General features: G+C 39.0%; 12 protein-coding genes. 11 read left to right on the forward strand and 1 reads right to left on the reverse strand.

The features are described from left to right. Positions 1–402 precede the first annotated feature (402 nt). From AC25Y5_RS17745 to AC25Y5_RS17795, 11 genes are all read left to right on the forward strand, one after another. Complete coding sequence (locus AC25Y5_RS17745; RefSeq protein ID WP_488141449.1) at positions 403–1,869, forward strand: peptidoglycan DD-metalloendopeptidase family protein; 1,467 nt, start codon at positions 403–405, stop codon at positions 1,867–1,869. Between the two features lie 196 nt (positions 1,870–2,065). Then, positions 2,066–2,776 (forward strand): response regulator YycF, encoded by a 711-nt coding sequence (gene yycF, locus AC25Y5_RS17750; RefSeq protein ID WP_482102634.1) that lies wholly within the window; start codon positions 2,066–2,068, stop codon positions 2,774–2,776. A gap of 5 nt (positions 2,777–2,781) precedes the next feature. Continuing rightward, positions 2,782–4,611: a cell wall metabolism sensor histidine kinase WalK gene (gene walK, locus AC25Y5_RS17755; RefSeq protein WP_488141450.1), complete on the forward strand. Its 1,830-nt coding sequence runs from the start codon at positions 2,782–2,784 to the stop codon at positions 4,609–4,611. Next, on the forward strand, positions 4,602–5,945 hold the full coding sequence (locus AC25Y5_RS17760; protein WP_488141451.1) for a YycH family regulatory protein: 1,344 nt from the start codon (positions 4,602–4,604) through the stop codon (positions 5,943–5,945). Before walK ends, AC25Y5_RS17760 begins: the two co-directional genes overlap by 10 nt. After that, positions 5,932–6,744, forward strand: coding sequence for a two-component system regulatory protein YycI (locus AC25Y5_RS17765; protein WP_488141452.1), 813 nt, complete (start codon positions 5,932–5,934; stop codon positions 6,742–6,744). Before AC25Y5_RS17760 ends, AC25Y5_RS17765 begins: the two co-directional genes overlap by 14 nt. Positions 6,745–6,756: 12 nt before the next feature. After that, the gene (locus AC25Y5_RS17770) at positions 6,757–7,545 is read left to right on the forward strand and encodes an MBL fold metallo-hydrolase (protein WP_488141453.1); all 789 of its coding nucleotides are present in this window, start codon (positions 6,757–6,759) and stop codon (positions 7,543–7,545) included. 125 nt (positions 7,546–7,670) lie between these two features. Next, positions 7,671–8,912, forward strand: a complete 1,242-nt coding sequence (locus AC25Y5_RS17775; protein WP_488141454.1) for a S1C family serine protease — start codon at positions 7,671–7,673, stop codon at positions 8,910–8,912. Positions 8,913–9,080: 168 nt separating this feature from the next. Next, a complete protein-coding gene (locus AC25Y5_RS17780; protein WP_482102640.1) occupies positions 9,081–9,245 on the forward strand; it encodes a CxxH/CxxC protein in 165 nt (54 codons plus the stop codon). Positions 9,246–9,324: 79 nt separating this feature from the next. Beyond that, positions 9,325–9,804 carry a 23S rRNA (pseudouridine(1915)-N(3))-methyltransferase RlmH gene (rlmH, locus tag AC25Y5_RS17785; protein WP_482102641.1) on the forward strand — a complete coding sequence of 160 codons (480 nt, stop codon included), beginning with the start codon at positions 9,325–9,327 and terminating at the stop codon, positions 9,802–9,804. A gap of 151 nt (positions 9,805–9,955) precedes the next feature. After that, on the forward strand, positions 9,956–10,408 hold the full coding sequence (locus AC25Y5_RS17790; RefSeq protein ID WP_488141455.1) for a helix-turn-helix domain-containing protein: 453 nt from the start codon (positions 9,956–9,958) through the stop codon (positions 10,406–10,408). A gap of 109 nt (positions 10,409–10,517) precedes the next feature. Next, entirely contained in the window at positions 10,518–11,033 is a 516-nt protein-coding gene (locus AC25Y5_RS17795) for a YehS family protein (protein WP_488141457.1), read from the forward strand. 81 nt (positions 11,034–11,114) lie between these two features. Here the strand turns inward: AC25Y5_RS17795 and pgeF are convergent, their stop codons facing one another. After that, a complete protein-coding gene (gene pgeF / locus AC25Y5_RS17800) occupies positions 11,115–11,879 on the reverse strand; it encodes a peptidoglycan editing factor PgeF (RefSeq protein WP_488141456.1) in 765 nt (254 codons plus the stop codon). Positions 11,880–12,018: the final 139 nt, after the last annotated feature.

Genomic DNA, 12,018 nt, shown 5'->3' on the forward strand with positions numbered 1-12,018 from the left:
AAGGCAATGGGAAAACTACCAATTTCCATTTAAAGCGTAGACCAATGACTCTGTTGTCTAGTACTGAAGGTATACATGTAGGAAAAAAACATCTCAGAATACCGGGAACTTCCGGTGCTCTGAGATGTTTTTTTTACTTGAACAATCAAACTAAAGAATATTGAACAGAGAAATGTATGAAATAGTGAAAAAATCGACATTTATTTCATGAGAAAATGATAAAAAATCAAAATATACCTATTTTATGTTTTAAGTGGTGGTATTTGGATGTAATTCTACAATCTCGTTACAATTGCCTATAATTCTACAAGAGTACATTAGGATATGTTAGATTAGATAAGCATGTAAAAAATAAACTGTAATCGGTCATTCGATTTGAAATTTGGAAGGAGTTACACATATATGTTTTTCAATAGAAGCAACCAGGACAAGCCTAAGAAAGTCCTGCCAAACTTCAAACATTCTATCAAAAGGATTCAACTGGTTTCCATCATTACTTTATTGCTGTCAGGTGTTGCAGCACAACCAGGTTATGCAAATAAAACTGAAGATTTATTGACTATATTCCACATCTATTCAAAAGGGGAATATGTAGGGGTTATATCCGACGAGGAGAAGCTTGAACAAATGAAAGAAGATGAGATTCAAAAAACATCCTCTAAATTTCAAGATCTCCCTCTTATAATAGGAACAGATTTATCCGTAATTCCTGAAATGGTATTCACAGCAGAAACGGACGATAGCGAAGTCTTAGAAAAAGTTCAAACCATGATATCGGTTGAAGCGGAAGCGGTTGGTGTTTCAATTGACGGGGAACTGGCATTCTACGTCAAAGACATGGACACATACTATGAACTAATTCGTCAACTGAAGATGCAATATGTCACCGAAAAAGAACTCGATGAATTCGAAGCCCGTACAGCATCTACTGAACCTATACCCCCGCTTAAGGAGGACGAAACCCGTATTACAAACATCGTTATCAGCAAAGGTATAGAGGTAGCGAATGTAGAAACAGATCCTGAAAAGGTGAAAAACATTGAACAAGCAATAGATTTTCTTGAAAAAGGAAAACGTGTACAAAAGAAATACAATGTAATTTCCGGAGATATTCTAGGGACAATTGCTGCGGAAAACGAAATGACTACATCTAAACTACTAGAACTAAATCCAGGTATGACACATACAACAATTCTCCGTTCTGGTGATGAACTGAATATAACAGCTGTCGAACCATATATCGAAGTGGAAGTTCATTATGAAACAAAAGAAAGAAAAGTTATTAAACAAGCAAACAAGGTTGAAGAGGACGATAGTCTTTTTAAAGGGGAAAAGAAAGTTATAGCCAAAGGTTCGGATGGGGAAAAAGAAGTAACGGAACTTATCCGAAAACGGAGCGGTCAAATTATCGGCAAATCTATAACTGAAGAAAGAGTCATTTCTGATGCGAGGGACAAAGTGACAGTTGTAGGTACGAAAGTGATACCATCAAGAGGATCAGGTACATTTATCAGGCCTGTGTCTGGAGGATACATTTCTAGTAAAATGGGCACCCGCTGGGGAAGAATTCATCAAGGAATTGATTTCGCCCGTCCATCGTCCTATGAAATTGTAGCCGCAGATAATGGCGTAGTCACAACTGCAGGGAACCATAGCACATTTGGTAATCGAGTTGTTATCACGCATAACAATGGTTATGAAACGCTCTATGCACATCTGTCTTCAATAGACGTCAAAGTAGGACAAACAGTACCACAAGGAACTAAAATAGGAGTAATGGGATCAACCGGTCGTTCGACAGGGGTCCATCTTCATTTTGAAGTATTCAAGAACGGTTCAAATATCGATCCTATGAACGTGTTAAGATGAATAAACAACTACTGACGGTACACAATGTTGTACCGTCTTTTTTATTAGTTATTCGACAATATCCCCGAAATATTGCCCGGGAAATGATTTGGGAAATATAGCCTTGGAACGAGTGAAACGTGCGAATTAGCGACAAGAATGATAGAGTAAAGGGACAGATATAGAGATGCCAACTGGGCTGGAAGGAGAATGTAACATGCAAGATAAAGTAATATTAATAGTCGATGATGAGAAACCAATTGCAGATATACTTGAATTTAATTTAAAAAAAGAAGGATTTACTGTTTACTGTGCGTATGATGGAGAAGAAGCGCTAGAAAAGGTTGAAGAAGTGAAACCCGACCTAATGCTACTCGACATTATGCTACCGAAAAGGGATGGTATGGAAGTATGTCGGGAAGTCCGGAAGAAATATGACTTTCCGATTATTATGCTGACAGCGAAGGACTCTGAGATTGATAAGGTACTTGGTTTGGAGCTTGGAGCAGATGATTATGTCACAAAACCATTCGGAACCCGTGAACTAATCGCACGAGTCAAAGCTAATTTACGGAGACATATGAAATCTGTCGAAGAAGAGGCGGAAGGTGGGACAAACGATATTACAGTCGGCCACTTAATTGTTCAGCCAGATGCCTACCTCGTGTTAAAAAGAGATGAAAAAATTGAATTGACGCATCGTGAATTTGAATTGCTTCATTATCTTTCAAAACATATCGGACAGGTTATGACACGTGAGCATCTCTTACAGACAGTATGGGGCTATGATTACTTTGGGGATGTACGGACAGTCGATGTAACGATTCGTCGCTTGCGCGAAAAAATAGAAGATACACCGAGCCACCCGACGTGGATTGTCACGAGACGCGGAGTAGGCTATTACTTACGGGATCCAGAACAGGAGTAACAATTATGCAAAAAGTCGGTTTTTTTAGATCTATTCACGTTAAATTTGTTCTAATTTATGTGATGCTTATTCTAATTGCTATGGAAATAATCGGACTCTATTTTGCACGTGAACTCGAAGAAACATTAAAAACAAACTTCACAAACTCAATTTCCGACAGGATGAGTTTGATTGAATTTAATGTTAGTGAAGAATTGATAAAGAAACGATCCCCAGACGACCCGGTGACACTCGAAATGAGTCTCCAGGCCGTCATTTCGGGTTTCACTTCGGAAGACATCAATGAAATCAGGGTTATTAGCGCAGGGAAGATTATCCTTGCTACATCCGCCCTGGACAAAAAGTCGATGGTAGGACAGCGAGCGATGGACGAAATTGTTAGAAAGGCGACTGCCTCAAAAACAGAGAACGATGTTATCAATTTAGATCGGAAAACTAGAAATCGGATTTTGGTACGTGCAAAGCCTATTCTTACTGCAGAGGATGAATTAATAGGGATCCTCTATCTAGAGGCAGACATTGAAAAGGTGTTTACACAGATTGATGAAGTGAATCGGATTCTAGCTGGTGGGGTAGCCATATCGTTGACGATAACAATCATTCTTGGCATTTTAATAGCCCAGACGATGACGAGGCCGATATCTGATATGAGAAGACAGGCGCAGACGATGGCAAAAGGAAACTTCTCCAGAAAAGTGCGTGTGTATGGTAACGATGAATTGGGCCAGCTGGCAGTCGCTTTTAATCACTTAACAAACCAGTTACAAGAGTCTTATTCAACGACCGAAAGTGAACGACGGAAACTGGCTTCAGTCCTGGAAAATATGACGGATGGTGTCATAGCTACCGATCGAAAAGGGCGTGTCAGTCTTATTAATGACTCTGCTCTTGGAATGCTGAGGTTGACAAGGGATCTTGTCCTCAATAGACCGATTTCTAGTATTCTGGGAGTTGAACAAGAATATGCTTTTGAAGATTTAATACAAATTAGAGATTCAATTGCATTGGACTTTAGTACGAATGAACAGCCTTATATTCTGCGTGCCAATTTTTCAGTCACGCAAAGAGAGACTGGATTTGTGAATGGTTTAATCGTTGTTTTACATGATAATACGGAACAAGAAAAAATTGATATGGAGAGACGAGAGTTTGTTTCAAATGTTTCGCATGAGTTGCGTACGCCACTAACGACAATGCGCAGTTATTTAGAAGCATTGGCTGATGGTGCTTGGAAGAATGAAGAGATTGCTCCGTCCTTCCTCCACGTAACACAGACCGAAACTGAACGGATGATTCGCCTTGTAAATGACTTAATGAAGTTATCACGAATGGACAGCAGGGATTATGATTTGAATAAAGAATGGGTCGAATTTAATCACTTCTTCAATTCAATCATAGATCGCTTTGAATTTTCAAAGTCTCAAAGTGTTCAATTTATAAGACTGTTGTCTGCCTCCGATTTGTTCGTTGAAATTGATACGGATAAGATGACTCAGGTCCTCGACAATATCATTTCAAATGCACTAAAATACTCTCCAGACGGGGGAAATATCCGCTTTGGAATAATGATGTCCGATGACTTCATTAAAGTAATGATTTCTGATGATGGAATGGGTATACCACAAGCGAACGTGAAGCGGATATTCGATAGGTTTTACCGGGCAGACCGTGCACGATCACGTGCAATGGGTGGAACGGGACTAGGACTAGCAATTGCCCGCGAAATGATTGTAGCGCATGGTGGAGAGGTATGGGCGGAGAGTGAAGAAGGAAAAGGGACGACAATCTTCTTTACGTTGCCGTTTGAAATCCAAGAGGACGGTGAATGGGAATGAAATATATCGAGATTGTCAAGACAACAGTACTTACCTTACTCGTCGCCTTAAGTATGGTATTGACCTTTTCCATTTGGACATACACTCCCGGTTATGACACGATTGAGCAATTGGCGCCTGTAGACGTAGCCATCGCAGATAAAAAGAAATACAATGAAATTATTAAACCATACAAAACTATATTTAACTTCGGTGATGCATTAAAAGGAACCACCAATCCAGTTGAAATCAATAGCTTTGTAGAAGAGTTGTCTGAATGGAAAATAGGTGATATTAGATCACTTAATAATAACTTTAGTACAGATAATCTGAATACCCTCTTACGGAAACCAAACCGATTTACATTATTCTTTCACGGTGAGGTCCCTTTGACTGTCTATGATAATGTCATAAACATTGATGAACCGATTCCGACAGTGCCAGAAATTAGTTTCGATCGGATTGTCGTTGATTGGAATACGGACAATAGTGACATGGATATTTATTTTGTTAGCAGGGCAAATAAGAAAATCTACAGTGCAAAAGCAAAACCGGATGACAATCGTAAACTTCAACGTTCCATATTAACGGACGCACGAGAACTCGCCGATTATGAGGAGGTAGCCCCTGAAAGCTCTTCTTATATCGTCGTTCCAGTTGAACCTGTAGAAACAACCAAGTATACGTTTATTGAAGGTGATATTTCCCCGAATCGATTCCGGGATGCACTGTTCAACGATCCGAATGCAGTGCGGAGTAGCCAAGTGGGACCTAAGATGGAAGAACTAGGGGATAACCATGCAATAATGAAGATTGATAAGGAAAATAAGAAGTTTGAATATGTTTATCCTACTGCCAAAATTCAAGAACTAGCAATCCCATCTGAATTACTCTCGAATACAGTCAACTTTGTTAATGAACATGGCGGTTGGACAGATGATTTCAGGTATACGTACATGGATCCGAAAACGAGGACCGTACGATTCCGCTTATTCCTGGAGGGGCTTCCCGTTTATTCAGACTCGAGTACCACTACAGAAATTGTACAAAAATGGGGAGATAAACAGATATTCAATTATAAGAGACCCTATTATCGCCTTGATTTTTTTATTGATGATATACCTGCAACACTCCCTTCAGGCGTAGAGGTTGCCGAAAGGCTTATTGACTCGAAAATGCTGGATTTCGAAACTGTTGATGAAATTGCTCCAGGTTATTTTATGAAGCGAAATACTGATAAAGGTAATATCATAATGGAACCGGCGTGGTTTTACTTGGTGAAAGGAAACAACACTGAAAATTGGCATCGTTTTTCACCTGAAACTTTAGGAGGTGAGCTGATTGGATTGGAATAAGACGAAAACGATATTCATCATCGTATTTTCAATAGTGAACGTTTTTCTGTACACGCTTTACCTCAACAAGGTTACGCAGGCACAAAATGTTCAAGTGCTGGGTGAAACACCAATCGAGGAATTGCTGAAGATGGAAAACATTACGTATGATAAACTACCACCTTTTAAAAATGAACCCTTTTATGTGTCTGCAAAGCCTATGGTATTATCCGATGCAAAACTAGCAGAACTTGAAAACCAAAAAGGCGAAGTTGTCGATGAAACACTTCTCAAATCGACTTTGATAGAGCCGTTCAGTCTACTGAATGCAAAAGGGGAAATTGAATTCACAGAGTTCCTGTCAAAGCATGTAATGGGCGGAGAAAGTTATGTCCAATGGGAAGTTAATAAAGATGAGAGAAAAGCTTTACTCTTCCAAAAGGTCGACGGAGATCCAATTTATCATAGCCTCAATGCGATGTTGATAATCTATTGGAATGAGGATGGGGAAGCGACGAAATACGAGCAAAGTATGCTCGGTGAATTCGATCGTTTCAACCGAAAAAATGATCTTCTATCACCCATTGAAGCAATCGGTAACTTGTATTCACGGGATTATTTGAAAAAGGATTACAAAGTAAAGCAAATGACGCTAGGTTATTCCAGTCTTGTTCAAGTGACAGAAACCCAAGTGTTTGCTCCGACGTGGCATGTTCGTGTAGAATTAAAGGATGGTGAAATTGAAGATTACTTCATTAATGCGATTGAAGGTATGATTATAGAGTTTCAACCTGAACCGCTTGAAGAAGAGAATGAATAAGGAGTTTTTTTAATGCGTTTTAGCGTACTCGCAAGCGGCAGTAGCGGCAATGCGGTTTTTATAGAAAATGACGAACATACATTTATTGTAGACGCGGGATTTAGTGCAAAGAAAATGGATAGTTTAGTTGCTGGCATTGGCCGTTCTATGAAAGATGTCGATGGTATTTTTGTTACACATGAGCATAGTGACCATATAAAAGGGATTGGTGTTGTTGCGCGTAAATACGGTATGCCCATTTACGCGAATGAAAAGACATGGGCGGCGATGGATGGACTCGTAGGCAACATACCTCTCGATCAGCGTTTTCAATTTGATATGGAAACAGTTAAATCATTTGGTTCACTCGACATTCAATCATTTGCGGTTTCACATGATGCAGCAGATCCGATGTTTTATGTTTTCCATGAAAACGGTCGAAAACTTGCGGTTATCACGGATACTGGTTATGTAAGTGACAGGATGAAAGGCTTCATACACGGAGCAGATGCTTTTGTCTTTGAAAGCAATCATGATGTCAGTATGTTGCAAGTAGGCCGTTATCCTTGGTCCGTAAAACGGCGGATCCTGAGTGATGTCGGCCATGTTTCTAATGAAGACGCTGCAGTAGCAATGAGTGAAGTTGTTGAGCAAAAAGATACGAAGATCTATCTATCACATTTAAGTAAAGATAATAATATGAAAGACCTTGCAAGGATGAGTGTTACACAAACGTTGGAAACATGCGGAATTAGGACAGGTGAATTCGTTCATCTATACGATACGGATGCTGACCAGCCAACTGAACTCGTCACCGTGTAAATAATGAAACAACCTTACCTTCAAGGGATTTTACCTAAATCCTCAATAGGTAAGGTTTTTTATATTGAAATATATGAATTAGGGTAATGTTAACTACAACGTTCTTTTCAGAAAGGGAGAGGTAAATGGATGAATTCAATCAAAATCCAGATAATGGGGAGTTGAGGCCACCTATAGAAGAACCTTCACAGCAGCCAGTTCCACAGCGATCCAGAAAAAAAGGTGGTTTCGTATCGGGGTTTTTGGGTGTACTACTAGGTGCATTGATCGTCTGGTTCATCATGCATAATGGAAATGACATCGCGGAAGACACAGAGAGTGCGACAACTGCCCAGAAAGCTAGTGAGATAGGGGCAGAGCGTGTGTCCTTCGATGTGAATAATGATGTGACAGATATTGTCGAAAAAGTGGCAGATTCGGTTGTTGGTGTAACAAATTTGAAAACGGACCGTGATATCTGGTCGACAACTGAAACAACGATAGAAACAGGGTCCGGTTCGGGTGTCATTTATAAAAAACAAGGGAATACAGCATATATAGTTACAAACCATCACGTAGTAGAAGGCGCAACTGAAATCGAGATATCCTTCGATGATGGCTCAAAGACAGCGGGAAAGATTGTAGGAAGCGATATGTGGACAGATTTGGCTGTTATTGAAATTGATGCTGCAGTTGTAAAAACAATTATCGAGTTTGGTGACTCGGATGCTTTGAAACGTGGAGAACCTGTTATCGCAATCGGTAATCCGCTCGGGCTTGGTTTTTCAGGTTCCGTAACTGTCGGGGTCGTATCCGGGAAAGACCGTTCAATTCCAATCGATTTTGATGGTAATGGATCAGTGGACTGGTTTGCAGACGTCATGCAAACTGACGCTGCCATTAATCCGGGGAACTCAGGAGGAGCGCTTATTAATCTTGCGGGTCAGTTAATTGGCATCAATTCCATGAAAATATCAGAGGCAACTGTTGAAGGAATAGGACTTGCGATTCCAATAAACCTTGCTATGCCTATTATTGATCAACTAGAAAAGTTTGGTGAGGTAAACCGCCCAACGATGGGCGTTACATTACTCGATCTCCGAAGCATTCCAGCACAACAACAGCGGGAAATGTTGAAGTTACCCGAAAGTGTAACAGATGGCGTAGTTATCAATGATGTCATAGCTAACTCTTCTGCTGAAATTGCGGGTGTGAAGCAGTACGATGTTATCGTCGAAATGGACGGCGAAAAGATAGAAGATATGGTCAGCCTGCGTAAACATCTGTATAATGCGAAGGATGTAGGTGACACGATGCAAATGAAAGTATATCGGCAAGGGAAGTTACTTGAAATAGAAATGGTTTTAAGAGACGGAAACTCGTTCTAGTAATAAAAGTTACAAACAATTTACATTTTAGTTTATCCACAGTAGGCGAGGTAGCTAGCTGATAGCTATTTTGCCTACTTTTTTTATTATATTCGCTATTTGTGGATAAATCTAAAAATTTGTGAATAACTTTGTGTGAAAGAAAAAGGATGAAAGTAGGGATGGAAAATGAAGATATATAGCTGTGAAACCCATATAAACCATGCACTTGACGTTTTTGTGGCAGATCAGGTAAAGTTTCCAGTTATGGAAGCTGTACGAGATGAAGAAAAGTTATCCACAAAATGCTCCTATTGTGAAGAGCCAGCATTGTATGTTGTGGCGAACGATTAGTTGAACACAACATGTAGATAACTCCTGTGGATATGTGCATAAGTTTTGTTTATAACAAATAAAAAAGGGTGGATAACTTGTGAATATTACAATTGTGACAGTGGGAAAACTAAAAGAAAAGTATTTGAAGATGGGGATTGAAGAGTTTTCAAAAAGACTCGGAGCTTATACAAAAATACAGCTCGTCGAAGTGGCAGATGAAAAAGCGCCCGAATCATTAAGTGATGCCGACATGGAAATTGTAAAGAAAAAAGAAGCGGATCGTATTTTGTCGAAAATAGGGACAGATGCGTATGTGATTGTACTTGCGATTGATGGGAAGATGAAGACATCGGAGGAGTTATCGGCAGACCTAGAGTCATTGATGACTTATGGAAGAAGCAAAGTGACATTTGTTATTGGGGGGTCACTCGGACTCCACGAAAGTGTGATGAAACGCTCGGATGAATCGTTGTCTTTTTCGAAAATGACGTTTCCCCATCAAATGATGAAGCTCATATTGCTGGAGCAAGTGTATAGGGCTTTTAGAATTATGAAAAATGAACCGTATCATAAGTAAATTATTAAATTACCATTTGTGTTGAAATAAAGAATTTTAGTGAACATTCTAGGTGGCAACTAAAGGTTGCGCCTAGATGCGCCTATAACTAGCTTTACTTTATCTACTTACTTCTGAAATACTGTAATTGCTAGGAAAGGCGATGAAAAGTATGATTTTAAGTGATCGTTTAAAAAAGGAAAGAGAAAAACAGGGTTGGTCACAAACAGAACTTGCTGAAAAGCTTCATGTTAGTCGCCAATCGGTTTCCAAATGGGAGACAGGAAAAAACTATCCGAGTATCGAGGTAATCATCGATTTGAGTGATTTATTTGGTATTACGATAGACGAGCTATTAAGAAGTGATGAAGAGTTAAAAGAGAAAGTAATTCAAGATAGTAAGCAATTGGCATATCCAAAGTGGAAAGTTTTGTTCGACAGTATGTTTTTGGTAGGTGTATTTTTATTAGCGTCAAAAGTAATTATTATCGTTTTTAATAATTTTGTGGGTACAAATATTCTTTTACTAGAAGGTTTACCGAAAGTAGTCACCAACTTTTTACCACTAATTTTAATGGTAATTGGCGGTATTGGCAGTGATCAGTTGAAAGGTAAATATAGTTGACTTTTCGAATCACAGCGGACACTTGGAGAGACATGGTAATAAAATAATGCAATAATAGGGTAAAGGATACTACTGATAATGACTATGTAATTAGGAAAGGTTTTGAGGAATAAAAATGACTAATAACGATATATTAATTAGGTTAAGATATGCGTTGGATATAAAGGATATGGACATGGTTGAAATTTTCGGGCTAGGCGGCATTCAAACAACGAAAGAAGTAGTACAAGAAATGTTATCAAAAGCAAAAAATAGTAGTACGAATGAAGTGCAAGACGATGAATATGTAAAAAAAATCGACAACATTACGTTAGAGTCCTTTTTAAACGGTTTAGTTCGTTTAAAAAGAGGAACACAAGATACAAAACCAGAGGATTCCCAAAAACAATTCTTAATGGCAAATAACAATCGAAATGTTAATAATATCCTGATCAAAAAAGTGAAGATTGCACTTTCACTTACAAGTGAAGACATTCTTGATATCTTAGAAGACACAGGAGTCAATATTTCTAAAAGCGAATTGAGTGCAGTTCTTAGAAAAGAAGGACAACGAAATTATAAAGAATGTGGCGACAGATACGCTAGAAACTTCCTAAAAGGATTGGCAAGTAGATATCGTCAGTAATCAATAAATTACATTATGAAAGCACATCGATGGGACTAGTTGATGTGCTTTTTTGTCTAAATTTTTTAGGAATAAATCGGGTCAATTATCTTTTCTCATAATAAAACTAAGATGTCTCCCGCTCTTTTTGTTTTGACGGTACGAAAAACCATCTGGACTTACATACGTACAGGTCTCGTCAATTGTAATCTGCTCAGTCGGAATGCCTGCCAACTCACATTGCTTTCTCACGACTCGTTGATTGTCAATGTGATACTTGTGGGTTTGATCATTGTAATAGATAAAATCATCCGTATAGCCTAGATCTTTGAATTTTAAGTATACATCTTCATCGACTTCAAACTTTTCTTGGCTCAGTGCTGCACCAATCTGGACACGAAAATCACTCGGGTTGCATTGTTTATCCAGTTTCAAATGCTCGAAAACTTTCGAGGAGATTTCTTTTACTGTACCTTGCCATCCCGAATGAATCACACCAATCACATCCGATGCATCATTGTGGAAAATCACTGGAACACAATCAGCAGTAAAGCTACATAATACTAGATTCGGCTCAAATGTGTATAAGGCGTCTGTATCAGCAATAGCGGTATCCAATTGATTTGCGCCTCGCCCTTTGTCATGAAGTGTCACCTCATGGAAATTGGGGCTATGTGTTTGATTGGCACAAACAAAAGCTTCCAACTCACAATTCAAGAAAGTAGCTAATTTTTGCCGATTTTGTCTTACATCATCAGGGTTTATACATGCGTGGAGAGCCATATTATTGTTATCAAGCTCGGTCTCATCCTTCATGGTAATGCCCGCGATTAGTTTTTCATTATTTGTATACAATTTTGTATTCATGTAATCACCTTTTTCTACTATAGGATAATGGGCTATGGAGAGAATTAGAAATCCTCCTATTACCGCTTTTGCGCTTTGTGGATGCCTCCCGCGATTAGCGAGGGCACTGAAAAAGTCCGATTTCCTTCAATCCCGTTGA

The organism is Sporosarcina sp. Y1011, assembly GCF_057669885.1.

What these genes read in the sequence shown, in the direction of transcription:
- walK (WP_488141450.1), top strand. Translation starts at nt 2,782, where the DNA reads ATGCAAAAAGTCGGTTTTTTTAGATCTATTCACGTTAAATTTGTTCTA.
- AC25Y5_RS17745 (WP_488141449.1), top strand. Translation starts at nt 403, where the DNA reads ATGTTTTTCAATAGAAGCAACCAGGACAAGCCTAAGAAAGTCCTGCCA.
- yycF (WP_482102634.1), top strand. Translation starts at nt 2,066, where the DNA reads ATGCAAGATAAAGTAATATTAATAGTCGATGATGAGAAACCAATTGCA.
- AC25Y5_RS17790 (WP_488141455.1), top strand. Translation starts at nt 9,956, where the DNA reads ATGATTTTAAGTGATCGTTTAAAAAAGGAAAGAGAAAAACAGGGTTGG.
- AC25Y5_RS17780 (WP_482102640.1), top strand. Translation starts at nt 9,081, where the DNA reads ATGAAGATATATAGCTGTGAAACCCATATAAACCATGCACTTGACGTT.
- AC25Y5_RS17770 (WP_488141453.1), top strand. Translation starts at nt 6,757, where the DNA reads ATGCGTTTTAGCGTACTCGCAAGCGGCAGTAGCGGCAATGCGGTTTTT.
- AC25Y5_RS17775 (WP_488141454.1), top strand. Translation starts at nt 7,671, where the DNA reads ATGGATGAATTCAATCAAAATCCAGATAATGGGGAGTTGAGGCCACCT.
- AC25Y5_RS17760 (WP_488141451.1), top strand. Translation starts at nt 4,602, where the DNA reads ATGGGAATGAAATATATCGAGATTGTCAAGACAACAGTACTTACCTTA.
- pgeF (WP_488141456.1), bottom strand. Translation starts at nt 11,879, where the DNA reads ATGAATACAAAATTGTATACAAATAATGAAAAACTAATCGCGGGCATT.